Genomic DNA, 24,766 nt, shown 5'->3' with positions numbered 1-24,766 from the left:
AACCCTTGAATCTTGGGCTTGCGCCAAATCAAGTCGCACCTTACGATCTACCGACCGGTCGGTCAAGAGTGTTTGACCGACAGCGATGGAGTGAGACCAACACGATGACAGCCACCACCGAGGCCTTGCTGCTGATCAGCCAAGAGGGCGCCGTGCGCACCCTGACGCTGAATCGCCCTGCGGCGCTGAATGCGTTCACCACCGCGCTGCTGGTGCAGCTGCGCCAGGCCCTGGAGGCCGCCGCCGAGGACGGCACGGTGCGCTGCGTCGTGATCACCGGTGCGGGGCGCGGTTTCAGCGCCGGCCAGGATCTGTCCGACCCGCTGATCAAGCCGCCGCTGGAGCCCGGAGAGACGCCCAAGGACATCGGTCATCTGCTCGACAACTACTACATCCCGCTGGCGCTGCGCCTGCGCAGCATGCCGATTCCGGTGATCGCTGCGGTCAACGGCGTCGCGGCCGGCGCCGGCGCCAGCCTGGCGCTGAGCTGCGATCTGGTGCTGGCGGCCGAGGGCGCGAGCTTCATCCAGGCTTTCTCGAAGATCGGCCTGGTGCCCGACTGCGGCGGCACCTGGCTGCTGCCGCGCCTGGTCGGCCGCGCCAAGGCGCTGGAGCTGGCGCTGCTGGGCGACAAGCTGCCGGCTGCGCAGGCCGTGGCCATGGGCCTGATCTACCGCGCCGTGCCCGATGCCGAGCTGGCTGCCACGGCCCAGGCGCTGGCGCAGAAGCTGGCGCAGATGCCGGTCAAGGCCCTGGCCGCGACGCGCCGGGCCCTGGACGACAGCCTGCTGATGGACTACGAGTCGGCCTTGAAGAACGAGTCGCAGCTGCAGAGCCGGCTGGGCTTCAGCCCCGACTATCTGGAAGGCACGGCCGCCTTTCTGCAAAAGCGCAAGCCCACGTTCACGGACCGCTGACAGCCCATGGATGCCCAACAAATTGCCGAAGCCGTCCGCGACGCGATGTTCGCGAACGACCGCGCCAGCAAGGCGCTCGGGATGGAGATCCTGTCCATCGCTCCCGGCCGCGCCACGCTGGCCATGACGGTGCGCGAGGACATGCTCAACGGCTTTGAGATCTGCCACGGCGGCCTGATCACCACCTTGGCCGACTCGACCTTTGCCTTCGCCTGCAACTCGCACAACGAGCTCACCGTGGCCTCGGGATTCAGCGTCGACATCGTCGCGCCCGGCAAGCTGGGCGACCGGCTGACCGCCGTCGGCGAGGAAGTGCATCTGGCCGGGCGCACCGGCGTCTACGACATCACCGTGCGCAACCAGCGCGAGGAACTGGTGGCCGTGTTTCGCGGCAAGTCCTACCGGATCAAGGGCAAGCCCATCGTTCAAGGAGTTTCTGAATGACCGTCAAAACGCCCGCCCCCGGCGATCTGGAGCCTATCGAGCGCGCCAGCCTGGATGAGCTGCAGGCCCTGCAGCTGCAGCGCCTGAAGTGGAGCCTGCAGCATGCCTACGAGAACGTGCCGCATTACAAGGCCGCCTTCGATGCCCAGGGTGTGCATCCCTCGGATCTGAAGACCCTGGCCGATATCGCCAAGTTCCCGTTCACGACCAAGAAGGACCTGCGCGACAACTACCCCTTCGGCATGTTCGCGGTGCCGCGCCAGCAGGTCTCGCGCATCCATGCCTCGTCGGGCACGACCGGCAAGCCCACCGTGGTCGGCTACACCGCCAAGGACATCGATACCTGGGCGAATCTGGTGGCCCGCTCGATCCGCGCCTCGGGCGGCCGGCCCGGCGACATCATCCATATCGCCTATGGCTACGGCCTGTTCACCGGCGGCCTGGGCGCGCATTACGGCGCCGAGCGCGCCGGCTGCACGGTGATCCCGATGTCCGGCGGCCAGACCGAGAAGCAGGTCCAGCTGATCCAGGACTTCCGGCCCGACATCATCATGGTCACGCCCAGCTATATGCAGGTGATCATCGAGGAGTTCAATCGCCAGGGCCTGGACGCGCGCGAGTCCTCGCTGAAGGTCGGCATCTTCGGCGCCGAGCCCTGGACCGAGGCGATGCGCCGCGAGATCGAGGCCAAGGCCGGCATCGACGCGGTCGACATCTACGGCCTGTCCGAGGTGATGGGGCCAGGTGTTGCCAACGAGTGCATCGAGTCCAAGGACGGCCCGGTGATCTGGGAAGACCATTTCTATCCCGAGATCATCAACCCCGAGACCGGCGAGCCGGTGGCGGACGGCGAGGAGGGCGAGCTGGTCTTCACCTCGCTCTCGAAGGAAGCCCTGCCCATCATCCGCTACCGCACTCGCGACCTGACGCGCCTGCTGCCACCGACCTCGCGCAGCATGCGCCGCATGGGCAAGATCGTCGGCCGCAGCGATGACATGCTGATCATCCGCGGCGTCAATCTGTTCCCGACCCAGATCGAGGAGCTGGTGCTGCAGGAGGCCCAGCTGAGCGGCCAGTACCAGATCGTCGTCAGCCGCGAAGGCCTGCTCGATGCGGTCGAGGTGCGCTGCGAGCTGCAGCAGGCGGCGGTCGGCGCGGCCGATGTCGGCGCCATTGCCAAATCGCTGCAGCACCGCATCAAGACCCTGATCGGCGTCAGCACCAAGGTGCATATCGGCGCCCCCGATTCGATCGAACGCACGCTGGTGGGCAAGGCCCGCCGCGTGATCGACCAGCGTCCGAAGTAAGGAGCTTTCATATGTATACCCAAGCCATGAGCGTCGGCCCGCAGGACGCGCCGAGCAGCAAGATCAAGAGCGCCGAGGAGATGCAGCGCGAGGCGGCCTTCGAGGCCCGCATTGAAGCCGGCGACTTCATCGAGGCCAAGGACTGGATGCCGGACCACTACCGCAAGACCCTGGTGCGCCAGATCAGCCAGCATGCGCACAGCGAGATCGTCGGCATGCTGCCCGAGGGCAACTGGATCACGCGGGCACCGACCCTGAAGCGCAAGGCGATCCTGCTGGCCAAGGTGCAGGACGAGGCCGGCCACGGCCTGTATCTGTACTCGGCCGCCGAGACCCTGGGCACCAGCCGCGACCAGATGCTGGACGCGCTGCACAGCGGCAAGGCCAAGTACAGCTCGATCTTCAACTACCCCACCGTGACCTGGGCCGATATCGGCGTGATCGGCTGGCTGGTCGACGGCGCGGCCATCATGAACCAGGTGCCGCTGTGCCGCTGCTCCTATGCGCCCTATGCGCGGGCGATGATACGTGTCTGCCGCGAGGAGAGTTTCCACCAGCGCCAGGGCTACGAGAGCCTGCTGGTGATCATGCGCGAGGGCACGGCGGCGCAGAAGGCCATGGTGCAGGACGCGGTGAACCGCTGGTGGTGGCCCTCGCTGATGATGTTCGGCCCGGCCGACAAGGACTCGCCGAACTCCGAGCAGTCGATCCGCTGGGGCATCAAGCGCATCACCAATGACCAGCTGCGCCAGAAGTTTGTCGACGCCACGGTGCCGCAGGCCGACATCCTCGGCGTGACCCTGCCCGACCCCGACCTGAAATGGAATGCCGAGCGCGGCGAACACGACTTCGGCGCGATCGACTGGGCCGAGTTCTGGCGTGTCGTCAACGGCGACGGCCCGATGAACCGCGAGCGCCTGGGCGCCCGCGTCAAGGCCTGGGACGACGGCGCCTGGGTGCGCGAGGCCGCGCTGGCCCATGCGCGCAAGCAAGCAACCAAGGAACAAGCAGCATGACTAGCAATACCTCGACCCAGAACGAATGGCCGCTGTGGGAAGTCTTCGTGCGCAACAAGGCGGGCCTGGACCACAAGCATTGCGGCAGCCTGCATGCGGCCGACGCCAAGATGGCGCTGCAGATGGCGCGTGACGTCTACACCCGGCGCCAGGAAGGCACCAGCATCTGGGTGGTGCTGTCCAGCCAGATCGTCGCCAGCGACCCGGGCGAGAAGGGCATGTACTTCGATCCGATGGAAGACAAGGTGTACCGCCACCCGACCTTCTACGAGCTGCCCGAATCCCTGAACCATATGTAATGTCATGACGACCCCCACGTTCACTTCGTTCACTGCCCCCCGAGGGGGCGCAGGCCTCCCTTGGGGCGGCCCGGCGGGAGTCCTGGCATGAGCCAACAGTCAATCAATGTGGGCGCGAGCCCCGAAGTCCAGTACCTGCTGCGCCTCGGCGACAGCTGCCTGGTGCTGGCCCAGCGCATCTCCGAATGGTGCGGCCACGCGCCCATCCTGGAAGAGGATCTGGCCTTGTCGAATATGGCGCTGGACCTCCTGGGCCAGGCCCGCGGCCTGCTGACCCATGCCGCCAAGCTCGACGGCCAGGGCCATGACGAGGACCAGCTGGCCTTTCTGCGCGACGAGCGCCAGTACCTGAACCCGGTGCTGATGGAGCTGCCGCGCGGTGACTTCGCCTACACCCAGCTGCGCAATTTCGCGGTCGCGACCTGGCTGCTGCTGCTGTGGCAGCGCCTGCAGAGCTCCAGCGATGCCGAGCTGGCGGCGATCGCCGGCAAGGCCGTCAAGGAAGCCGCTTATCACCAGCAGCATGCTGCCGACTGGGTCGTGCGCCTGGGCGACGGCAGCGAGGAGTCCGCCGCCCGCATGCAGGCCGCACTGGCCAGCCTCTGGCCCTACTTCAACGAACTGTTCGACAGCGATGCGGTCGACACCGCCGCGGCCGCGCAAGGCCTGGGTCCCGCCTGGTCCGAACTGAAGCCCGCATGGCAGGCCCAGATGGCCGAAGTGCTGGCCGATGCAGGCCTGGCTTGCCCCAAGGACAGCCCCTATCAGAGCCAGGGCCGTCGCGGCATCCACAGCGAGCATATGGGCCATATGCTGGCAACCCTGCAGTATCTGCAGCGTGCCTACCCCGGAGGCCGGTGGTGATGAACCAGGCCAGCGCGCACGGCCCCGCTTGCGGCCGGCTGGAAGCCGCCTGGGAGGTGCTGCGCCAGGTCCCGGACCCCGAGGTGCCGGTGATCAGTCTGTGCGAGCTGGGCATCGTGCGCGATCTGAAGGAAACCGCCGGTGGCCTGGAGGTGGTGCTGACGCCCACCTACTCGGGCTGCCCGGCCACCGAGCTGATTCAGGACGATGTGCGTGCCGCGCTGGCCGCCTTCGGCGAGATCGAGATCACGATGCAGCGCGCCCCGGCCTGGACCACCGACTGGATCAGCGACGCGGGCCGCGAGAAGCTGCGCGCCTATGGCATTGCCCCGCCGGGGCCGGTCGCGGCGGGCCAGGGCCAGCCGATCCGGCTGGTGCATCGCGCCTCGCTGACCAAGCTGGCCTGCCCACGCTGCGGCAGCGAGCAGACCGAAAAACTCTCGGCCTTCGGCTCCACCGCCTGCAAGGCGCTGTACCGCTGCATGGCCTGCCGCGAACCCTTTGAGCACTTCAAACCGCTATGAGCCTCCACTTCCATCCGCTGCGCGTGCGCGAGGTCCGGCCCGATACCGAGGAGGCCGTGATCGTCAGTTTCGAGGTGCCCGCCGAACTGAGCGAGACCTTCCGTTTCACCCAGGGGCAATACCTGACCCTGCGCCACGAGGTGGCCGGCCAAGACCTGCGCCGCTCCTACTCGATCTGCGCCGGCGTCGATGATGGCGAGCTGCGCGTCGGCGTTCGCAAGGTCGAGGGTGGCGTGTTTTCGTCCTGGGTGCACCAGGCCTTGAAGGCCGGCGACGAGATCCAGGTCTTTCCGCCGCAGGGTCGCTTTTTTGCGCCGCTGGACGCGGCCGCGCGCCGCCACTATGTCGGCATCGCGGCCGGCTCGGGCATCACGCCCATCCTGTCCATCATGAAGACGGTGCTGGCGCGCGAGCCGCTGTCGCGCTTCACGCTGATCTACGGCAACCGCCGCCAGGCCTCGACGATGTTCAAGGAAGAGATCGAGGACCTGAAGAACCAGTACCTGACCCGGCTGTCGCTGCACCATGTGTTCTCGCGCGAAGCGGTCGATTCGCCGCTGATGGCCGGCCGCATGGACCGCGCCAAGATCGCCGAGTTCCTGCAGACCCTGGTGCCGGCCGCCGGCATCGACCAGGTCTTCGTCTGCGGCCCCTTCCAGATGAATGACGAGGTCGAGGCGGCGCTGCTCGGTGCCGGCGTGCCCGAGGAGCGCATCCATATCGAGCGCTTCGGCACGGTCGAGATGCAGACCGGCAAGCCGGCGCCGCACGAGGTGCGCGAGGGCGATGCCGACAGCGCCCGCGTCACGGTGATACGCGACGGCGTCAGCCGGGAGATCGAGTTCAGCAAGACCGACCCCAGCATCCTGGATGCTGCGGCCCGCGCCGGCATGGATGTGCCGTTCTCGTGCAAGAGCGGGGTCTGCTCGACCTGCCGCTGCAAGCTGATCGAGGGTGAGGTGCGCATGGACAAGAATTTCGCGCTCGACAAGAAAGAGCTGGCGGCCGGCTTTATCCTCAGCTGCCAAGCCCATGCGCTGACGCCGCGCGTGGTGATCTCATTCGACGAAAGATAAGCACTCCATGGCCCGAGGCAGAGCCCCAGGTTTCGAATCCACCCGCGAGGAAATCCTCGCCGCCGCCGCGCGGCTGTTCGCGCGCAAGGGCTATCCCGGCACCTCGATGAACGAGGTGGCCGAGGCCTGCGAGGTCTCCAAGCCGACGCTCTACCACTATGTGCGCGACAAGCATGAACTCCTGATGCAAATCTGCGAGAGCCATGTGCAGAGCCTGGCCGGTCTGGTCGAGGAGGTGCGCGCGCAAGACCTGGCCCCCGAGCCGCATCTGCGCGCGCTGATCGCGCGCTTTGTGCGCGAGTATGGCGAGGCGCAGCACCAGCACCGGGTACTGACCGAGGACGTGAAATTCCTCGACGACGCCGACCGCGAGCGCCTGCTGCTGGTCGAGCGCCAGGTGGTGGCGGCCTTTGCCGAGGCGGTGGCCGCAGTTCGCCCGGAGCTGCAGGCCGCGCGCCTGCACAAGCCGCTGACCATGCTGCTGTTTGGCATGATCAACTGGACCTTCACCTGGCTGCGGCCCGATGGTGAGTTGAGTTACGAATCGGTGGCGCCTATGGTGGCCGATCTGTTCTTTGGTGGACTGGGCGCGGTGCAGGCCAGCAAGCCGGCCGCTCTTGTTGAGTAGTTGAGTCAGTGCAAAACAAACCCTTGGAGACGATGACGATGAAGCGCAACCACATGATCAAGAACCTGGTGGCCCTGGCCGCTGCCGCCGTGGCCTTTGCCGCGCAGGCCGACATCAATGTCGGCGTGACGGTGTCGGCCACCGGCGCCGCCGCGTCGCTGGGCATCCCGGAGAAGAACACCATCACGCTGATGCCCACCACCATCGCGGGCCAGAAGATCAACTACATCGTGCTGGACGACTCCTCCGACACCACGGCGGCGGTCTCCAACACCCGCAAGCTGATCACCGAGCACAAGGTCGATGTGGTGGTGGGTTCCACCGTGACGCCGAACTCGCTGGCGATGATCGACGCCGTCTCCGAGGCCAGCACGCCGATGATCTCGATGGCCGCCTCGGCCCGCATCGTCGAGCCGATGGACGCGAAGAAGAAGTGGGTCTTCAAGACGCCGCAGAACGACATCATGATGGCCCTGGCCATCGTCCAGCACATGGTGGACAACGGCGCCAAGACCGCCGCCTACATCGGTTTTGCCGATGCCTATGGCGAAGGCTGGTACCAGGAGTTCGCCAAGATCGCTGCGGTCAAGGGCCTGAAGATCGTCGCCAACGAGCGCTACAACCGCAACGACACCTCGGTGACCGGCCAGGTGCTGAAGCTGGTCGCGGCCAAGCCCGATGCGGTGCTGATCGGCGGCTCCGGCACGCCGGCCGCGCTGCCGCAGAAGGCGCTGAAGGAGCGCGGCTACAAGGGCCAGTACTACCAGACCCATGGCGTGGCCAATAACGACTTTCTGCGCGTCGGTGGCAAGGACGTCGAGGGCACCTTCCTGCCGTCCGGCCCGGTGCTGGTGGCGGCCCAGCTGCCGGCCAGCCACCCGGTGAAGAAGAGCGCGCAGGCCTATATCGCCAAGTACGAGGCGGCCTTCGGCAAGGGCAGCGTCTCGACCTTCGGCGGCCATGCCTGGGATGCCGGTCTGCTGCTGCAGGCCGCCGTTCCGGTCGCGCTGAAGAGCGGCGCCCAGCCCGGCACGCCGGCCTTCCGCGTCGCGCTGCGCGACGCGCTGGAAGCGGTCAAGGAGTTGCCCGGCGCGCACGGCGTGTTCAATATGTCGGCCACCGACCACCTGGGCCTGGACCAGCGTGCCCGCGTGATGGTGAAGATCGAGAACGGCGCCTGGAAATACCAGCCCTGATCGAAGCGGCTTCTGACTGCCGAGCGGGCTGATCTCAGCCCGCTCGCTGCGTCCTTTGCCCACCCGATACCCAGGTCAAGACTGATTTATTTGCTGAGATCGCCATGAGTACTCCCATCCTCCAAAGCCTGATCTCCAACCGCTGGGTGGGGGCCGAGCCGGGCCGCAGCCTGCACAGCGCCATCAACGGCCGCGCCGTGGCCCACACCCATGCCGAGAGCCTGGACTTCGCCGAGTCGCTGGCCTACGCCCGGGGTCAGGCCTTGCCCGCGCTGCTGAAGCTGGACTTCCAGCAGCGCGCCGCCATCCTGAAGGCCCTGGCTGCCTATCTGGTGGAGCGCAAGGAACAGCTGTACGCGATCTCGGCGCATACCGGCGCCACCCGCGCCGACAGCTGGATCGATATCGAGGGCGGCACCGGCACCCTGTTCGCCTATGCCAGCACCGGCCGACGCGAGCTGCCCTCCAGCAATATCGTGCACGAAGGCCCGGCCGTGGTGCTGGGCCGCGAGGGCAGCTTCATCGGCTCCCATGTGCTGGTGCCCAAGCGCGGCGTGGCCGTGCACATCAATGCCTTCAATTTCCCGATGTGGGGCATGCTGGAGAAGTTCGCACCGAGCTTCCTGGCGGGCATGCCCTGCATCGTCAAGCCGGCCACCGCCACCAGCTTTGTGGCCGAGGCCTGCGTGCGCCTGATCCATGAATCCGGCCTGCTGCCGGCCGGCGCGCTGCAGCTGATCGTCGGCAGTTCCGGTGATCTGCTGGACCGCTTGAGCGAGACCGATGTGGTGACCTTCACCGGCTCGGCCGACACCGCGGCGATGCTCAAGGTCAACAAGAACATCGTGGCCCGCAGCATCCCCTTCAATGCCGAGGCCGACAGCCTGAACTGCGCCATCCTGGCGCCCGATGTCGAGCCGGGTGATCCGGAGTTCGAGCTCTTCGTCAAGGAAGTGGCGCGCGAGATGAGTGCCAAGGCCGGCCAGAAATGCACGGCCATCCGTCGCGCCATCGTGCCGGCCCGCCATATCGACGCGGTGGCCGCGATGCTGTGCGAGCGCCTGGCCAAGATCCGGGTCGGCGACCCGGCCGTCGAGGGGGTGCGCATGGGGGCGCTGGCCTCCAAGGAGCAGCAGGCCGATGTGGCCGCGCGCCTGGCCCAGCTGAGCGCCGGCAACGAGATCGTGTTCGGCGAGCGCGACGGCTTTGCGCCCATCGGCGAGGGCGTCGGCGACGGCGCCTTCTTCGCACCGACCCTGCTGCTGTGCCGCGATGCCTTCAGCAACCCGGCGGTGCATGAGCTCGAGGCCTTCGGCCCCGTCTCCACGCTGATGCCTTATGGTGATCTGGACGAGGCCCTGGCCCTGGCCGCCAAGGGCCGCGGCAGCCTGGTCGGCTCCGTCATCACCAAGACCCCGGCGATTGCGGCCGAAGCGGTCTATCACGCCGGCGCCTTCCATGGCCGCTTGCACATCCTCGATCGCGAGGCCGCCAAGGAGTCCACCGGCCACGGCTCGCCGATGCCGGCGCTCAAGCACGGCGGCCCGGGCCGCGCCGGCGGTGGCGAGGAGCTGGGTGGCATCCGTGCCGTCAAGCACTATCTGCAGCGCTGCGCGGTGCAGGGCTCGCCAACGATGCTGACCGCCATCACCGGCGAGTACCAGCGCGGCGCCCAGGTGCAGGAAGAAGCCATCCATCCCTTCCGCAAGCACTTCGAGGAGATCCGCATCGGCGACTCGCTGCTGACGCACCGGCGCACCGTCAGCGAGGCCGATATCGTCAACTTCGGCGGTATCTCCGGCGACTTCTTCTATATGCACTTCGACGAAATCGCGGCCAAGGACACGCAGTTCGGCCAGCGCATCGCGCACGGCTACTTCGTGCTCAGCGCGGCGGCTGGCCTGTTCGTCTCGCCGGCCCCGGGGCCGGTGCTGGCCAATTACGGCCTGGACACACTGCGCTTCGTCAACCCGGTGGCCATCGGCGACACCATCCAGGCCCGCCTTACTGCCAAGCGCCGCATCGACCGCGGCAACCGCCCGGACCAGCCGCCCCAGGGCGTGGTGGCCTGGGACGTGCAGGTGATGAACCAGCGCGGCGAGCTGGTGGCCAGCTATGACATCCTGACCCTGGTGGCGAAGAAACAGGCGGCTTGAGCGCGCGCTGCGGGCCAGCGCATAACCGCCATGCATGGCCGCAGCACAGAATCTCAGCCACCCGGCGCGCGGGGCTGGGCACACTGCGGCCATGCCTGCGAAACCTCTTTCCCCCGATGTGCGGCGCCGCCGTCTGCTGAAGACGGGCGCGCTGCTTTGTGCGATGCCCGGCTGCGCAACTGACAGCGGCAGCGATGCGCGGCTGCCGGCCCGTTTGCAAGACCTGCTCGACGACCCGCAGTGCCCGCTGGCCAGCCTGTCGGTGCTGGTGATGCGCGCCGGACAGCCGGTCTACGAGGGCCAGTTCGGCCGGCGCTGGATCGCGCCGGGCGAGGATCGGGGTCAGGGCTTGCCTGTCACCCGCGACACCTTGTTCCGCGTCGCCTCGGTCAGCAAGCTGGTCGTTGCGCTGGGGGTGATGCGCCTGGTCGAGGCCGGCGTTCTGGACCTGGATGCCGACATCGGCGACGCCCTGGGTTTTGCGCTGCGCCATCCGGCGTTCCCGGCGCAGCGCCTGAGCCTGCGCCTGCTGCTGAGCCACCGCGCCGGCTTGCGCGATGCCGGCGGAGCCTATCTGACGGCGGGGCAGACGCTGGCGTCCAAGCTGCTGCCGGGCGGTGCGCATTTCGGGCGCGGCGAGTCCTGGTCGCCACCCGCGCAGGCGCCGGGCGCGTATTTCGAGTACAGCAATCTGAACTACGGCGTGATCGCCAGCGTGATGGAGCGCGCCGCCGGCCAGCGCTTCGATGTGCTGATGCGCGATCAGGTGTTGGCGCCGCTGGGCCTGGCCGGTGGGTTCGAGCCCAGCCAGCTGGGCGCGGCCGAGCTGGCGAATATCGCCACCCTGTACCGCAAACGCGCCACCGACGACGAGGCGCGCTGGCACACCGCCGGCCCCTGGGTCGTGCAGACCGATGACTTCCGCAGCCAGCGTCCGGCGCCGCCCAGCGGACTGGACGACTATCTGCTCGGCAGCAATGGCTCGCTGTTTGGCCCGCAGGGACGTCTGCGCACGCGGGTGGCCGATCTGGGCACGGTGGCGGCGATGCTGGCCGCCGGTGGGCGCCATCAGGGACGGCGCTTTCTGCAGCCCGCCTCGGTGCAGGCCCTGTTCAGCGAGCAGTGGCGCTATGAGGCGGCGGCGCCCAATGGCGACTCGCTGGGCGGCTTGTTCCAGGCCTGGGGCCTGGGCGTCCAGCACTTCATTGATCGCAGCCAGGGCGGGCGCGGGGATCGCCTGGTCGAAGCCGGCGGCCAGCAGGCCTGGGGCCATCTGGGCTTTGCCTATGGGCTGCAGTCCGGCCTGCTGCTGGACCCGGCCACCGGCCACGGCATCGCCTATGCGATCGGCGGCAGCGGCGCCGACCCAGCCGCGCACCCTGGGCGCTACTCGAGTTTCCCGCGGTGGGAAGAGCGTCTGCAAGCGCTGCTCTGGGGCAGAGCCCGCTGAGGCGCGTCAGAGGCGCGCCACCCACAGCGCGGTGATCGCCAGCGTCAGCACCGTCACCGGCACGCCGGTGCGGGCATGGCGGCGCCAGTCGATCTCGATGCCGCAGCGCCGCGCGGCATCGACGACGATGATGTTGGCGATGGAGCCGACGATCAGCAGATTGCCGGCCATGGTGCTGACCAGGGCCAGCGTCGCGCCGGCATGTGCACCCTCGGCGGCCGGCAGCAGCAGCATCACGGCCGGCACATTGGAAACCAGGTTGGACAGGCCCAGCGTCGCGATGAACAGCGCCAGCGGCTGGCTCAGGTCGATGCCCTGCGCGGCCAGCCAGGCCACGGCCTGCTGGGTCAGCCCGGTCAGCTCCAGCGCATGGTTGACGACGAACAGGCCCATGAACAGGATCAGCAGCTCCCAGTCGATCAGCCCCATCACCTTGGAGGAGTGAAAGCGCTGGCTCAGCAGCAGCAGGCCGGCGCCGACCAGGGCGGCCACATCGCGCGGCCAGTCGGTGAACAGAAAGATCGCCACCAGGGCCAGCGCGACGATCAGGCCTTTGGCGGTCTGCCAGCGGTCCAGCGGCGTGGCCTCGGTCTGCAGCGCCTGCAATTGGGCCGGGCTGGCTTGGAGCGGCGCGGCCGGGCGGCGCAGCGGCCAGGCCAGCAGCGCCCACAGCGCCAGCAGACCGGCCACCACCGGCGGCAGGGCCTGCCATAGATAGGCCGCGAAGGGCAGGCGCAGCACCTCGCCGATCAGCATGTTCTGCGGGTTGCCGATCAGCGTGGCGGCCGAGCCGATATTGCTGGCGCAGGCCAGGCCCAGCAGAAAGGGGATGGGGTCGACCCGGCGGCGCAGGCAGACCTCGGCCAGCACCGGCGCCATCGCCAGGCAGACGATGTCATTGGAGAACACCGCCGACAGCAGGGCCGAGACGGCGATGATCACGCCCATCAGCCCCATCGAGCCCAGCGGCAGCGCGGCGATGCGGCGCGTCACCGCGTCATAGAAGCCGCCCAGCCGCATCTGCGCCGAGATCACCATGAAGGAGAACAGCAGCAGGATGGTAGGCAGGTGGATGGACTGGGCCGCCTGCTCGGGCGTCATCACCTCGAAGCCGACGATGGCGATGGCGCCCAGCAGGGCCACACCGGTGCGGTCTAGATGCAGCCGGGGCAGGCCGCCCAGGATCATGCCCAGATAGACAATGAAAAAGACCGCCAGGACGATGGCGGTCTGCGGATGGAATTCAGACATCCGGCGATTCTAGGCTTGGGGAAAAGTGCCGGGCAGCAGGATGTCTTGGCCCACATTCCTCAACTGCGTATGGCCGCAGAAGGCCATCGTGACATCCAGCTCCTTGTACAGGATCTCCAGCGCGCGGGTGACGCCGGCCTCGCCCATGGCGCCCAGGCCATACACCATCGCGCGGCCAATCATCGTGCCGCGCGCCCCCAGGGCCCAGGCCTTCAGCACGTCCTGGCCGCCGCGTATGCCGCCGTCCATCCAGACCTCGATGCGCGAGCCTACGGCCGCGACGATGGCCGGCAGCGCCTGGATGCTGGAGGGCGCGCCGTCGAGCTGGCGGCCGCCATGGTTGCTGACGACGATGGCGTCCGCCCCGCTGGCCACGGCCAGCTCGGCGTCCTCCACGTCCATGATGCCCTTCAGGATCAGCTTGCCGCCCCAGCGCTCCTTGACCCAGGCCACATCGGCCCAGGACAGGCGCGGGTCGAACTGCTCATTGGTCCAGGCCGCCAGCGAACGCATATCGCTGACGCCCTTCACATGGCCGACCAGGTTGCGGAAGGTGTGGCGGCGCGTCCCGGCCATGCCCAGGCACCAGCGCGGCTTGCCCGCCAGATTGATCAGATTGCGCAAGGTGGGCCTGGGCGGTGCGGTCAGGCCGTTCTTCAGGTCCTTGTGGCGCTGGCCGATCACCTGCAGGTCCAGCGTCAGCACCAGGGCGCTGCAGCGCGCGGCGCGGGCGCGCTCTATCATGCGGGCCATCGCCTCGCGGTCGCGCATCATGTAGAGCTGGAACCAGAAGGGCGCGCTGCTGTGCTCGGCGATGTCCTCGATCGAGCAGATGCTCATCGTCGACAAGGTGAAGGGGATGCCGAACTTCTCGGCCGCCCGCGCCGCCAGGATCTCGCCATCCGCATGCTGCATGCCGGTCAGGCCCACCGGCGCGATAGCCACCGGCATCTTGACCGCCTGGCCCACCATGGTGGTGGCGCAGCTGCGGTTCTCCATGTTCACCGCGACGCGCTGACGCAGCTTGATGGCCTGGAAGTCGGCGCTGTTGGCGCGGTAGGTGCTCTCGGTCCAGCTGCCCGAATCGGCGTAGTCGTAGAACATGCGTGGCACCCGCTTTTGGGCCAGCACGCGCAGGTCTTCGATGCAGGTGATCACGGGCATGGGCAGCGTCTCCTTGTTTGCTTGCCGCATGCTAGACCAGCCGACCCTGGCGGCCGCGGAATCTTGTTCAGGCCAGCACGGAAATTTCTTCCGCCAACCGCCGGCAGTGCGCATGCAGCCAGGCGGCAAAGGCCTCGGCGGCCGCGCTGTCGCTGTGCTGCAGCAGGCCGTAGGGCTTGTCGGCCGGCACGCTCAGCGGGAACAGGCGCACCAGCGCGCCGCTGCGCAGATAGGGCAGGGCCAGGCTGGGCCGGGCCAGTGCCACGCCCTGGCCGCAGACGGCGGCCTCCAGGGTCAGGCCCAGGTCGACAAAGCGTGTGCCCTGGCTCGGCTCGGGCCAGTCCAGACCGGCCGCGCGCAGCCAGGGCGCCCAGGGCTGGAGCGGCGTGCGCAGCAGCGGCGCGGCCGCCAGGTCGGCCGGCCGGGCCAGTGCCGGCAGGCCTGCCAGCAAGGTGGGGGCGGCCATCGGCGTGACGCTGTCCATCAGCAAGACCTGACCCTCGCTCAGCTCGGCATTGCGGATCTCGACATCGGCCTCGGGCGCCGTCTCCTCCAGAAACGGGATGCTCAGTACCAGCTCGAGCTCCAGCTCGGGATGGGCGGCGCTGAAGCCGGGCAGGGCGGGCACCAGGATCTGGCGCGCGAAGGTCGGCGGCACGGTGATGCGCAGACGCTGCTGGCGCTGCGCGGCGCGCTGGTGCAAGGGCATGGCGGCCAGCGCGGCCAGCACGCCGCGCACCTGCTGCAGATATTCCTTGCCGGCGGGGCTGGGGCTGAGCTGCTTGCCGGCGCGCATCAGCAGCGGCGTGCCCAGCAGCTCTTCCAGCGCGGTCAGGCGCTTGGACACCGCGCTGGCGCTGATGCACAAGGCCTCGGCGGCCCGCTCCAGGCTGCCCAGCCTGGCAGCGGCCTCGAAGGCGCGCAGGGCGTCGATGGAGGGGTAGCGCAGGTCGGCGGGCTCGTTCATGGCTGCACTGTAGCCCTGTGCGAAGATTTGGCAGATGACCTCGACCGAGCTGGCCCTGTCCCGACGCCCCACCTGGCTGCGCGCCCTGTGGCTGCTGGCCGGCGGCGTGTGCCTGCTGCTGGGCATCGTCGGCATCTTTCTGCCGCTGCTGCCGACCACGCCCTTCGTGCTGCTGGCGGCCTTCTGCTTTTCGCGCGGCAGCCGGCGCTGCGAGGACTGGCTGCTGAACCATCCACGCCTGGGCCCTGTCGTGCGCGACTGGCGGGCCACCCGCGCCATCCCTTTGCGGGCCAAGCAGTTCGCCACCGGGATGATGGCGCTGAGCTCGCTCTGGGCCGCCTATGTGCTGCCGCTGGCCTGGTGCTGGGTGCCCGGGGCCTGCTGCGCGGCGGTGGCGGCCTGGATGTGGTCCCTGCCTACTCGGCCTCGATCCCCGCCGCCTTGATGATGCGGCCCCATTTGAGGGCCTCCTCGCGCTGGAACTGGGCCAGGCCCTCGGGCGTGGTGGTGTAGGGCTCGGCGCCGCTGCTCTCGAAGAAGCTCTTGGCGGCCGGGCTCTGCACCGCCTTGGCCAGCAGCTCCTGCAGGCGCTGCACCACGACCGGCGGCGTGCCGGCGGGCGTGTAGGCGGCGAACCAGTAGCCCATGTCATAGCCCGGCACACCGGCCTCGGCGATGGTGGGCAGCTCGGGCAGCAGGGCCATGCGCTTGTTGATCGAGACGGCCAGGCCGCGCAGCTTGCCGCCGCGGATCTGCGGCAGGCCGGTGGCGGTGTCGGTGATCATCAGATCGATCTGGCCGCCCAGCAGGTCGGTGACGGCCTGCGGATTGCTCTTGTAGGGCACATGCAGCAGCTGCACGCCGGCCAGCTGCTGCAGCATCTCGCCAGCCACCCGGCTCGACGAGCTGCCGCTGCCGAAACTGAGCTTGCCCGGTGTCTTGCGGGCCTGGGCCAGCAGCTCGGCCACGCTCTTGTAGGGCGAGGCGAGGTTGACGACCAGCACCTGGCCACCCTTGCCCAGTGCGGTGATCGGCGTGAAGTCCTTGACCGGGTCATAGCCCAGCTTCTTGTACAGATGCTCGTTGGCCGCGTGGGTGGTGTTGGTCGTGATCAGCACCGTGTAGCCGTCGGCCGGGGCGCGCGCCACCGCCTGCGCCGCCAGCATGCCGCTGGCACCGGCCTTGTTGTCGACCACCACCGTCTGCCTGCTCTGCTCGCCCAGGCTCTGGCCCAGCGCGCGGGCCAGCTGGTCGGTGGCGCTGCCGGCCGCAAAGGGCACGACAAAGGTCAGCGGCTTGGCCGGGTAGGCCTGGGCCAGCGCCGCCGGGCTCAGCGACAGCGCGGCCAGCAGCAGGGCCAGGCGCTTGAAAGTCATGATCGTCATCTCGCTTGTCTCCTTGTTGAAATTCTTCACATCGGCTCGGGCAGCAGCAGCGGCTGCAGGGCCGGTGGCACGGCCAGCTCCATGTCCAGCAACCAGTAGCTCAGCGCCTTGCCATGGGCATCGAGGTTGAGCGCGCCGTTGACGCCGCCGTCCAGCACCTCGTCGAGCACCAGATTCATGGCCCAGAGCCGGGGCAGCAGATAGCGCTGCACGCCCTGCGGGCGGCGGTGCGCGAAATGCGCGGCCACCGCTTCGGGCGTCAGCTGCTCGACCAGCAGCGGCCACAGTGCGGCATGCCAGGCGGTCACGCTGATATTGCTGCGGTTGCCCTTGTCGCCACTGCGGCTGTGGGCCAGGCGGTAGAGCGGGACTTTCAGTTCATGGCTCATCGCTGCCCTCATTGCAGGAATTCAAACCAGGCCGGCGCGGCCTCGCGCGGCAGCAGGCAGGAGGCCAGCGCGAGGCGCTGGCGCAGCGCGGTGCGCACGCCGCCGCCGCCGGCCGGGCCGCAGGTGTAGAGGGCATTGAGCTCGCGGCACAGGCGCTCGGCCGAGGCCTTGTCGGCATGCTGGGCCGCGATGCGCAGGCGCACATCGCGTGCCGCACCCGCCGGCTGTGCGGCAAGCCACCGGCCGGCGTCATCGCCCAGCAGGCCGGCCACGCCGATCAGATCGACGCGCAGGGCCAGCTCGGGCAGGCGCTCGCGCAGCACCTGGGCCGCCAGCCGTGCGCGGCCCTCGGCGCGCGGCCCGGCATAGGAAATCTCGCCCTCGGCCAGCCAGCCGCTGGGCTGGCAGACATTGACCTTGAGAGTGTCCGGTCGCGGATGGCCGCGCACGCCGGACAGGCGCACGCGGTCCGGGCCCTCCTCGTGCAGCTCGGCCGCGCTGACATCGGCAATCACATCGGGGGTCAGGTAGGCGGCCGGGTCGTGCAGCTCGTAAAGCAGTTGTTCGGTGACGGTGTGGCGGTCGATGCGGCCGCCGCTGCCGGGCGGCTTGGTGATGACGCAGCCGCCGTCGGCATCGATCTCGGCAATCGGGTAGCCCAGCCGGGCAAGACCTGGCACGTCCTTGTAGCCGGGGTCGGCGTAGTAGCCGCCGCTGACCTGGGCGCCGCATTCCAGCAGATGGCCGGCCATCGTGCCGCGCGCCAGCCGGTCCCAGTCATCCGCTGCCCAGCCGAAGTGGGCCATCGCCGGGCCCAGCACCAGCGCCGGGTCGGCGACCCGGCCGCAGACGACGATCTGCGCGCCGGCCCGCAGCGCCTCGGCGATCGGTGCCGCGCCCTGGTAGGCATTGGCCGAGACCCAGGCCGAGCTGTCGGCCTCGCCCAGCGCCTTCTCGAGCAGGGCGCGCTGGGCCGGGCCGCTCAGGTCATCACCGAGCACGATGGCGATGCGCGGCGGCGCCAGGCCCAGCTCGGCGGCCAGCGTGCGGATGCGCCGCGCCGCGCCGCGCGGATTGGCGGCGCCGAAATTGCTGACGATGGCGATGCCGCTGGCCAGGCAGTCGGCCAGCACCGGGCGCAGCAGCTCGTCGAGCAGCGGCTCGTAGCCGCCCTCGGGGTCGGCGCGCCGCGCCAGCTGGGCCAGCGCCAGCGTGCGCTCGGCCAGGGTCTCGAAGATCAGCACGGCCGGCCCGCCGCAGGCTTGCAGCTCGCGCACCAGAGGCAGGGCGGCATCGCTGCGGTCGCCGGAAAAGCCGGCGGCCGAGGCGACACGCAACACAGCAGGTCTTATCGCATCCATGGCATCGACTCTAGGCTCGGACGTCTGAGCTGTGAATTCGATTGTTCAGATCGGTTATTCTGAAATTCAGATGAATGACGATCCCGCTTCCTCGGCCAGCATCTCCAGCCGCCAGCTGCAGGCTTTTGTTGCGCTGGCGCGGCTGCGCAGCTTCACCCAGGCCGCCGTGCACTGCCATCTGTCGCAGCCGGCCTTCAGCGCGCTGATCCAGGGCCTGGAGGCGGCGGTCGGCGCACGCCTGTTCGAGCGCAGCACCCGCCATGTCGCGCTGACGGTGGAGGGCCAGGTCTTCGAGCGCAGCGCCGCGCCGCTGTTGGCCCAGCTGGGCCAGGCCCTGGCCGAGGTGCGCGACCATGCCCAGCTGCGTCGCGGCCAGGTCTCGCTGGCCTTGCTGCCCTCGCTGGCGGCGGGCTGGTTGCCGGGCCTGCTCAGCGAGTTCCGCGCCGCCCACCCGGGCATCGCGCTGCAGGTGGCCGATGTGCTCAGCGAGCCCTGTCTGCAGCGGGTGCGCGAGGGCCAGGCCGACTTCGCGATCGCCGCGGTGCGGGCCGACACGCCCGAGCTGCGCGCCGAGCCGTTCGCCAGCGACCGCTTCCACCTGGTCTGTCCGCAGGGCCACGAGCTGCTGGCGCGGCCCAGCCTGAAGCCGCGCGATCTGCTGCCCTTTCCCTTCATCCACCTGGCCCGCCACAGCAGCGTGCGCCAGCTGCTGGACGCGGCCGTCCATCCCTTGCAGCTGCAGACCCTGATGGAGGTCGAGCAGCTGGCCACCGTGATGGGCATGGTGCGCGCCGGGCTGGGCCTGTCGGTGGTGCCGGCCTTCAGCCTGTTTCATTTCAGCCAGCCGGAACTGGCCACCCGTGAGCTGCGCTGGCGAGGGCTGGCGGACCGGCAGCTGTTTCTGGTGCGGCGGCGTGACCGGGAGCTGAGCACGGCGGCCCGGGCCTTGTACGAGCTGCTGTTGCGACGCCGGCCTTAGAACAAGTCCTGGCTTTCCAGCCGGGGCGCGGCGGCCTTCCGAAGCGGCTTGGGTACCGCCTGGGCGTCGCCCGGCCGCGACAAGCCGCCGATCCGAACGCCCAGCAGCCGCAGCCGCCGGCTCAGATCGACCCGTTTCAGACAGCTGCCGGCCGCATGACGAAGCGCTGCGAAGTCGGCGATCGGCGCATCCAGGGTCAGGTCGCGGGTCACGGTGACAAAACCCTCGAAGCGCAGCTTGATGCCTACCGTCCGGCCCTGGTAGCCCTTGCGTTCCAGATCGCCGGCCAGCTGTTCGCACAGCCGGCTGAAGATGGCGGAAAGCTCGGCGCGGTCATGCACCGCATGCAGATCGCGCTCGAAGGTGGTTTCGCGGCTGATCGAGACCGGTTCGCTATAAGTCACCACCGGCCGCTGGTCGCGGCCATGGGCGGCCTCGTGCAGCCAGCTGCCGTAGCTTGTGCCGAACTGGCTGATCAGCATCGCCGGATCGGCGGCGGCGATCTGGCCGACGGTCTCCAGGCCCAGGGTGGCGAGCTTGGCGGCGGCCTTCGGGCCGATGCCATTGATCTTGCGCGCCGCCAGCGGCCAGATGCGGGTCGGGATCTCGCTGGCCAGCAGTATCGTCAGCCCGTCGGGCTTGTCCAGCTCCGAGGCGATCTTGGACAGCAGCTTGTTGGGGGTGATGCCGATCGAGCAGCTCAGGCCGGTGGCCCGCTGCACCGAGTTCTTGATATCGCGCGCCACCGCGCGCACGCCGCCCAGCGGGTCGTGCCCGACCGGCTCGCGGACGCCGGCGACCTCGCTGAGGTCGATATAGATCTCGTCGATGCCGCGATCCTCGATCACCGGCGCGATCTCGGCCACGGCCGCCTTGAACAGCCGGGAGTATTTGCGATAGGCGTCGAAGTCGGTGGGCAGCAGGATGGCGTCGGGCGCGCGCAGCGCCGCCTTCATCAGGCCCATCGCGGAGAACACACCCAGATCGCGTGCCGCATAGGTCGAGGTGGTGACGACGCCGCGGCCGGTGTAGTCGCGCAGCCGGGCGTACCGGCGGGTGCCGTCGGCCAATGTCTTGGGCTCATGGGCACGGCGGCCTCCGATCACGACGGCCTGGCCCTTCAGCTCGGGATAGCGCAGCAGCTCCACCGAAGCGTAGAAGGCATCCATGTCCAGATGCGCGATCAGGCGGTCGGGGAGGGCAGCGGAATCCGGTGGGCGGGCCATGCGGCGATTGTCAGGCGGCCCTGCTGACAACGCGAAGTCAGCAGCAGGCGCGGCTCACAACCAGACCCAGAGGCTGCGCAGCCAGCGAGGAACACGCAGCACGGGAGCCGGGCTGTAGGTCTGGCGATAGCAGGAACGCATGATGGACCCCTCGAATACTGTTGATGCATACAGTATACGAAGCCAGGCCCGGCTTGCCAAGCGTCTATGCGCAGCTGTTGTTGCCGCAGGAGCTGATGGCCGGGGTTGGCTGAAGCGGCGGCCGGCTCATCCGGCCCGTGCCGGTGTCGAAGCCCAGCTGGCCCATGTGATAGACCAGGGCCGCGTCCATCATCTCGGCATGGGCGGGAAACCAGCCGATCAGCTCCGGCAGCAGCCGGCGCAGCGGTTCCAGGTCTTGCTGCGCATGGGCATGGATCTGTACCTGGCGCATCAGGTCCAGCACCATCGCGTGCTGGCGCGCATGGCAGTTATCTGGCGCGAAGCCGGTGGCGGCCATCCAGCCCTCTTCCATCGCGAAATGGGCCTCGGTATGGGCCAGCAGCTGGGCATACAGGGGCAGGGGGTCGTCACCCCCCTGGGCAAGCAGGGCGGCCAGCGCGTTCAGCAGTTCGACGAACTCCTGATGGGTTCGATCCAGCTGGGGGTGGTCGAGAGCGAGGTCGTCGCTCCAAGTCAGACTGTTCATGGCCGCCAGCCTAGCCCGGCCCTGTCGGGTCGGGCTTGCGCTGGCTCAAGATCAGGCGCCGAGCCGGGCGCGATGCCGCGCCACCTGGGCGCGCACCTGGGCCGGCGCGGTGCCGCCGAGGATGTTGCGGGCGTTCAGCGAGCCGCGCAGCGACAGCACCTCGAACACATCGGAGGCTATGCGGGCATCGAACTTCTGCAGCTCGGCCAGCGGCAGCGCCGACAGATCGACCCCCATGCCGATGGCCGTCTTGACCGCATGGGCGACGATCTCGTGCGCGTCGCGGAAGGCCAGGCCCTTCTTGACCAGGTAGTCGGCCAGATCGGTCGCGGTGGCATAGCCTTTCAGCGCGGCGCGCTCCATCGCCTCGGGCTTGACCGTGATGCCGCCGGCCATCTCGGCAAAGATGCGCAAGGTGTCCTTGAGCGTGTCTACGGTGTCGAACAGCGGCTCCTTGTCCTCCTGGTTGTCCTTGTTGTAGGCCAGCGGCTGGCCCTTCATCAAGGTGATCAGGCCCATCAGATGGCCGACCACGCGGCCGGTCTTGCCGCGCGCCAGCTCGGGCACATCGGGGTTCTTCTTCTGCGGCATGATGGACGAGCCAGTGCAGAAGCGGTCGGCCAGGTCGATGAAGCCAAAGCTCTGGCTCATCCACAGGATCAGCTCTTCCGACAGGCGCGAGATATGCACCATGATCAGCGAGGCGGCGGCCGTGAACTCGATCGCGAAGTCGCGGTCCGAGACGGCGTCCAGGCTGTTCTGGCAGACCTCTTCCATGCCCAGAGTCCTGGCCACGCGCTCGCGATCCAGCGGGTAGCTGGTGCCGGCCAGCGCGGCCGCGCCCAGCGGCAGGCGGTTGACGCGGCGGCGCGTGTCGGCCAGGCGCTCGGCGTCGCGGGCGAACATCTCGACATAGGCCAGCAGATGATGGCCGAAGGCCACCGGCTGGGCCACCTGCAGATGGGTGAAGCCGGGCAGGATGACCTCGGCGTTCTTCTCGGCCACCTCGACCAGGGCCAGCTGCAGCGCACTCAGCAGCGCGTTCAGCTCGTCGATCTCGCCGCGCAGCCACAGCCGCACATCGGTGGCGACCTGGTCGTTGCGGCTGCGCCCGGTGTGCAGGCGCTTGGCCGGAATGCCCACCAGCTCGGTCAGGCGCGCCTCGATATTCAGATGCACATCCTCCAGGTCCAGCTTCCACTCGAAGCTGCCGGCCTCGATCTCGCCGCGGATCTGGGCCATGCCCCGCTCGATCGCGGCGTGGTCCTCGGCCGACAAGATGCCCTGGGCCTTCAGCATCTCGGCATGGGCCAGGCTGCCCTGGATGTCGGCCGCCCACAGGCGCTTGTCAAAGAACACGCTGGCGGTGTAGCGCTTGACCAGCTCGCTCATCGGCTCGGAGAACAGGGCGGACCAGGCTTGGGCTTTGTTGGCGAGTTGGTTGTCTGCGGGCTGGGACATGGTGGGATGGCGACAGGGCCGGCCCGCATGGACGCGAGATCGGCCTGGAGCAAAATAGGGAAAACGCGATTCTATCGAGGGGCTGGCAGACGATGGCGGGACGACATGAGCATGACTGGTCCGACAGTCGCAACCTGACCAGCGTGCTGGGCCTGGCGCCGCTGCCGACCGAGGCGCAGCAGTTCGCGCCGCTGTTCGATGCCCAGCGGGTCTTCGATGTCTGCCACGTCGGCCTGGTGCTGCGTGCCGTGCTGGGCGTGCAGCTGCTGCTGGCGCTGGGGCTGGCGCTGGGGGCCCGCGACTTTTCCCAATGGGCCTTGTGGATGAGCAGCGGCACCGTGGTGACGCTCAGCGGCGTGCTGCTGTGGCTGTTGCTGGTCTGCGGCCTGCGGCGCCTGCTGGCGCGCTGGCGCGAGCCCTGGCAGTGGCTGGTGGTGCTGAGCCTGGGGGCGCTGTGCGCGCTGGGCGGCTGGCAGCTGCTGAACCTGGCCAGCGACGAGCCCAGCGGCTGGTTTCGCCTGCTCAGCGTGGCGCTGGCCGGCGCCGCCACCGCCGCGATGCTGCTGTACTGGCTGAAGCTGCGCGAGCGCACACAGCGCCCGGCCGATGCGCTGGCCCGCCTGGTCGAGCTGCAATCCCGCATCCGGCCGCATTTCCTGTTCAACACGCTGAACACCGCGATGGCCTTGGTGCGTGTCGACCCGCAGCGCGCCGAGGGGGTGCTGGAGGATCTCAGCGAGCTGTTTCGCGTGGCGCTGGCCGAGGCCGACACCGTGGTCAGCCTGGAGGCCGAGGTCGAGCTGGCGCGCCGCTATCTGGACATCGAGCAGATCCGTTACGGCGAGCGCCTGCGGGTGCATTGGCAGCTCGACCCGGCGGCCGCCGGTGCCCGGGTGCCGCCGCTGCTGCTGCAGCCGCTGGTCGAGAATGCGGTGCGCCATGGGGTCGAACCCAATGACGGCGGCGGCGATGTGCAGGTGAGCACGCGCGCGCGCGGCGCCGAGGTCGAGATCCTGGTGGTCAACACGGTCGGCGCCAAGGCCAAGCAGGCCGGCCATGGCCTGGCGCTGCGCAATGTGCGCCAGCGTCTGCGCCTGATGCATGATGTGGCCGCCCGATTTGAGGTGAGCCAGGAGGCCCAGCGCTTCACGGTGCGCCTCCTGCTGCCGCGCTGAGCCCATTGCCATGCATACACAGCCTGCCCTGAAAGTTCTGTTGGTTGATGACGAGCCGCTGGCGCGGATGCGCTTGCGCGGCCTGCTGGAGGCCTGCGACGAGCCGCGCGCCGAGGTGGTGGCGGAGGCCGGCACCGCCTCGCTGGCCCAGGCCTGGTTGAAAGACCATGGCTGCGATCTGGTGCTTCTTGATGTGCAGATGCCCGGCCCGGACGGACTGCAGCTGGCCGAGGCCTTGCGCGAGCTGCCGCTGCGGCCGGCGGTGGTGTTCGTCACCGCCTATGCCGAGCACGCCCTGCGGGCCTTCGAGCTCGATGCGATCGACTACCTGACCAAGCCGGTGCGGCGCGACCGCCTGCAGGCCGCGCTGGCACGGGTGGCGCAGCGCCTGGCCGAGCGGGCGGCGGCGCGCCGCGAACCCGGCGAAGGGGCGGCCGAGGCCGAGGTGATTTCCATCAATGATCGCGGCCGCCTGCTGCGCATCCCGCTGGCCGAGGTGCTGTACCTGAAGGCCGAGATGAAGTATCTGACCCTGCGCACCGCCAGCCAGAGCCTGGTGATGGACGGCAGTCTCTCGGAGCTGGAACAGCGCCTGGGCGAGCGCTTCCTGCGCGTGCATCGCAATGCACTGGTGGCCAAGGCGGCGGTGCGTGAGCTGGAGCGCCATGCGGCGACCGATTTCGGCGAGCTCGATGGCGGCCCGGCGGATGGCGGCGAAGGGGCCGAGGGCTGGGCGGTGCGCATCGCCCATGTCAACGAGTGGCTGGCCGTCTCGCGGCGCCAGGTGGCGGCGGTGCGCGAGGCGCTGGCGGGGCACAGGGACTGAGCCCGGCGCCCGCGGCC

Annotated in this window: 25 protein-coding genes; 16 read left to right on the top strand and 9 right to left on the bottom strand. The window is 68.9% G+C overall.

The window, feature by feature from the left end; translation table 11 throughout:
• The first annotated feature begins 104 nt into the window (after window positions 1-104).
• The 12 genes from ABGI63_RS15160 (at window position 105) to ABGI63_RS15105 (ending at window position 11,877) form a co-directional block, all read left to right on the top strand.
• A complete protein-coding gene (locus tag ABGI63_RS15160; protein ID WP_349743224.1) occupies window positions 105-917 on the top strand; it encodes an enoyl-CoA hydratase-related protein in 813 nt (270 codons plus the stop codon).
• Window positions 918-923: 6 nt separating this feature from the next.
• Entirely contained in the window at window positions 924-1,361 is a 438-nt protein-coding gene (paaI, locus tag ABGI63_RS15155; protein WP_137941891.1) for a hydroxyphenylacetyl-CoA thioesterase PaaI, read from the top strand.
• Window positions 1,358-2,668, top strand: coding sequence for a phenylacetate--CoA ligase PaaK (paaK, locus tag ABGI63_RS15150; protein WP_349743223.1), 1,311 nt, complete (start codon window positions 1,358-1,360; stop codon window positions 2,666-2,668). Before paaI ends, paaK begins: the two co-directional genes overlap by 4 nt.
• Window positions 2,669-2,679: 11 nt before the next feature.
• Entirely contained in the window at window positions 2,680-3,684 is a 1,005-nt protein-coding gene (gene paaA / locus ABGI63_RS15145; protein WP_349743221.1) for a 1,2-phenylacetyl-CoA epoxidase subunit PaaA, read from the top strand.
• Window positions 3,681-3,983, top strand: a complete 303-nt coding sequence (gene paaB / locus ABGI63_RS15140; RefSeq protein ID WP_266005993.1) for a 1,2-phenylacetyl-CoA epoxidase subunit PaaB — start codon at window positions 3,681-3,683, stop codon at window positions 3,981-3,983. Before paaA ends, paaB begins: the two co-directional genes overlap by 4 nt.
• Before the next feature lie 87 nt (window positions 3,984-4,070).
• Window positions 4,071-4,847, top strand: a complete 777-nt coding sequence (gene paaC, locus ABGI63_RS15135) for a 1,2-phenylacetyl-CoA epoxidase subunit PaaC (RefSeq protein WP_349743220.1) — start codon at window positions 4,071-4,073, stop codon at window positions 4,845-4,847.
• On the top strand, window positions 4,847-5,371 hold the full coding sequence (gene paaD, locus ABGI63_RS15130) for a 1,2-phenylacetyl-CoA epoxidase subunit PaaD (protein ID WP_137941896.1): 525 nt from the start codon (window positions 4,847-4,849) through the stop codon (window positions 5,369-5,371). The genes paaC and paaD overlap by 1 nt, the downstream gene beginning before the upstream one ends.
• Complete coding sequence (gene paaE, locus ABGI63_RS15125; RefSeq protein ID WP_349743219.1) at window positions 5,368-6,447, top strand: 1,2-phenylacetyl-CoA epoxidase subunit PaaE; 1,080 nt, start codon at window positions 5,368-5,370, stop codon at window positions 6,445-6,447. The genes paaD and paaE overlap by 4 nt, the downstream gene beginning before the upstream one ends.
• Window positions 6,448-6,454: 7 nt before the next feature.
• Window positions 6,455-7,075 carry a TetR/AcrR family transcriptional regulator gene (locus tag ABGI63_RS15120; RefSeq protein WP_137941898.1) on the top strand — a complete coding sequence of 207 codons (621 nt, stop codon included), beginning with the start codon at window positions 6,455-6,457 and terminating at the stop codon, window positions 7,073-7,075.
• Window positions 7,076-7,113: 38 nt separating this feature from the next.
• Window positions 7,114-8,271 (top strand): ABC transporter substrate-binding protein, encoded by a 1,158-nt coding sequence (locus tag ABGI63_RS15115; RefSeq protein ID WP_349743217.1) that lies wholly within the window; start codon window positions 7,114-7,116, stop codon window positions 8,269-8,271.
• 104 nt (window positions 8,272-8,375) lie between these two features.
• A complete protein-coding gene (gene paaZ, locus ABGI63_RS15110) occupies window positions 8,376-10,427 on the top strand; it encodes a phenylacetic acid degradation bifunctional protein PaaZ (protein ID WP_349743216.1) in 2,052 nt (683 codons plus the stop codon).
• A gap of 91 nt (window positions 10,428-10,518) precedes the next feature.
• Window positions 10,519-11,877, top strand: a complete 1,359-nt coding sequence (locus ABGI63_RS15105; RefSeq protein WP_349743215.1) for a serine hydrolase domain-containing protein — start codon at window positions 10,519-10,521, stop codon at window positions 11,875-11,877.
• A 6-nt stretch (window positions 11,878-11,883) separates the two neighbouring features.
• Here ABGI63_RS15105 and ABGI63_RS15100 read toward each other — a convergent pair whose 3' ends face one another.
• From ABGI63_RS15100 to ABGI63_RS15090, 3 genes are all read right to left on the bottom strand, one after another.
• Window positions 11,884-13,128, bottom strand: coding sequence for an anion transporter (locus tag ABGI63_RS15100; protein WP_349743214.1), 1,245 nt, complete (start codon window positions 13,126-13,128; stop codon window positions 11,884-11,886).
• A gap of 9 nt (window positions 13,129-13,137) precedes the next feature.
• Complete coding sequence (locus ABGI63_RS15095) at window positions 13,138-14,292, bottom strand: alpha-hydroxy acid oxidase (protein WP_349743213.1); 1,155 nt, start codon at window positions 14,290-14,292, stop codon at window positions 13,138-13,140.
• A gap of 67 nt (window positions 14,293-14,359) precedes the next feature.
• The gene (locus tag ABGI63_RS15090) at window positions 14,360-15,259 is read right to left on the bottom strand and encodes a LysR substrate-binding domain-containing protein (RefSeq protein WP_349743211.1); all 900 of its coding nucleotides are present in this window, start codon (window positions 15,257-15,259) and stop codon (window positions 14,360-14,362) included.
• 34 nt (window positions 15,260-15,293) lie between these two features.
• Between ABGI63_RS15090 and ABGI63_RS15085 the strand changes: the two genes are divergently transcribed.
• Window positions 15,294-15,704, top strand: a complete 411-nt coding sequence (locus ABGI63_RS15085) for a YbaN family protein (RefSeq protein ID WP_349743210.1) — start codon at window positions 15,294-15,296, stop codon at window positions 15,702-15,704.
• On the opposite strand, the gene ABGI63_RS15080 is transcribed toward ABGI63_RS15085, so the two are convergent.
• From ABGI63_RS15080 to ABGI63_RS15070, 3 genes are read right to left on the bottom strand one after another with little or no spacing between them, the layout of a single operon-like run.
• Window positions 15,676-16,635, bottom strand: a complete 960-nt coding sequence (locus ABGI63_RS15080) for a Bug family tripartite tricarboxylate transporter substrate binding protein (protein ID WP_432767430.1) — start codon at window positions 16,633-16,635, stop codon at window positions 15,676-15,678. The two genes, ABGI63_RS15085 and ABGI63_RS15080, sit on opposite strands and share 29 nt — an antisense overlap.
• 35 nt (window positions 16,636-16,670) lie before the next feature.
• Window positions 16,671-17,033, bottom strand: coding sequence for an AtuA-related protein (locus ABGI63_RS15075; RefSeq protein ID WP_262969433.1), 363 nt, complete (start codon window positions 17,031-17,033; stop codon window positions 16,671-16,673).
• A gap of 8 nt (window positions 17,034-17,041) precedes the next feature.
• Window positions 17,042-18,394 carry an acyclic terpene utilization AtuA family protein gene (locus ABGI63_RS15070; protein WP_349743208.1) on the bottom strand — a complete coding sequence of 451 codons (1,353 nt, stop codon included), beginning with the start codon at window positions 18,392-18,394 and terminating at the stop codon, window positions 17,042-17,044.
• Between the two features lie 70 nt (window positions 18,395-18,464).
• On the opposite strand from ABGI63_RS15070, the gene ABGI63_RS15065 reads away from it, so the two are divergent.
• The gene (locus ABGI63_RS15065) at window positions 18,465-19,373 is read left to right on the top strand and encodes a LysR family transcriptional regulator (protein WP_349743207.1); all 909 of its coding nucleotides are present in this window, start codon (window positions 18,465-18,467) and stop codon (window positions 19,371-19,373) included.
• On the opposite strand, the gene ABGI63_RS15060 is transcribed toward ABGI63_RS15065, so the two are convergent.
• From ABGI63_RS15060 to argH, 3 genes are all read right to left on the bottom strand, one after another.
• Entirely contained in the window at window positions 19,370-20,599 is a 1,230-nt protein-coding gene (locus tag ABGI63_RS15060; RefSeq protein ID WP_349743206.1) for a DNA polymerase Y family protein, read from the bottom strand. The genes ABGI63_RS15065 and ABGI63_RS15060 overlap by 4 nt on opposite strands.
• A 205-nt stretch (window positions 20,600-20,804) precedes the next feature.
• Window positions 20,805-21,287 carry a hemerythrin domain-containing protein gene (locus ABGI63_RS15055; RefSeq protein ID WP_349743205.1) on the bottom strand — a complete coding sequence of 161 codons (483 nt, stop codon included), beginning with the start codon at window positions 21,285-21,287 and terminating at the stop codon, window positions 20,805-20,807.
• 51 nt (window positions 21,288-21,338) lie between these two features.
• Window positions 21,339-22,748, bottom strand: coding sequence for an argininosuccinate lyase (gene argH / locus ABGI63_RS15050; protein WP_349743204.1), 1,410 nt, complete (start codon window positions 22,746-22,748; stop codon window positions 21,339-21,341).
• A 92-nt stretch (window positions 22,749-22,840) separates the two neighbouring features.
• Between argH and ABGI63_RS15045 the strand changes: the two genes are divergently transcribed.
• Together ABGI63_RS15045 and ABGI63_RS15040 are read left to right on the top strand one after the other, a co-directional pair.
• Window positions 22,841-23,923, top strand: a complete 1,083-nt coding sequence (locus ABGI63_RS15045) for a sensor histidine kinase (RefSeq protein WP_349743202.1) — start codon at window positions 22,841-22,843, stop codon at window positions 23,921-23,923.
• A gap of 10 nt (window positions 23,924-23,933) precedes the next feature.
• Window positions 23,934-24,749, top strand: a complete 816-nt coding sequence (locus ABGI63_RS15040) for a LytR/AlgR family response regulator transcription factor (RefSeq protein WP_349743201.1) — start codon at window positions 23,934-23,936, stop codon at window positions 24,747-24,749.
• Window positions 24,750-24,766 lie beyond the last annotated feature (17 nt).

The sequence above is a fragment of the Roseateles cavernae genome, assembly GCF_040187885.1.
In the GTDB taxonomy this organism is placed as follows: domain Bacteria; phylum Pseudomonadota; class Gammaproteobacteria; order Burkholderiales; family Burkholderiaceae_C; genus Roseateles_E; species Roseateles_E cavernae.
This window is presented reverse-complemented; position numbering and strand designations above follow the sequence as displayed.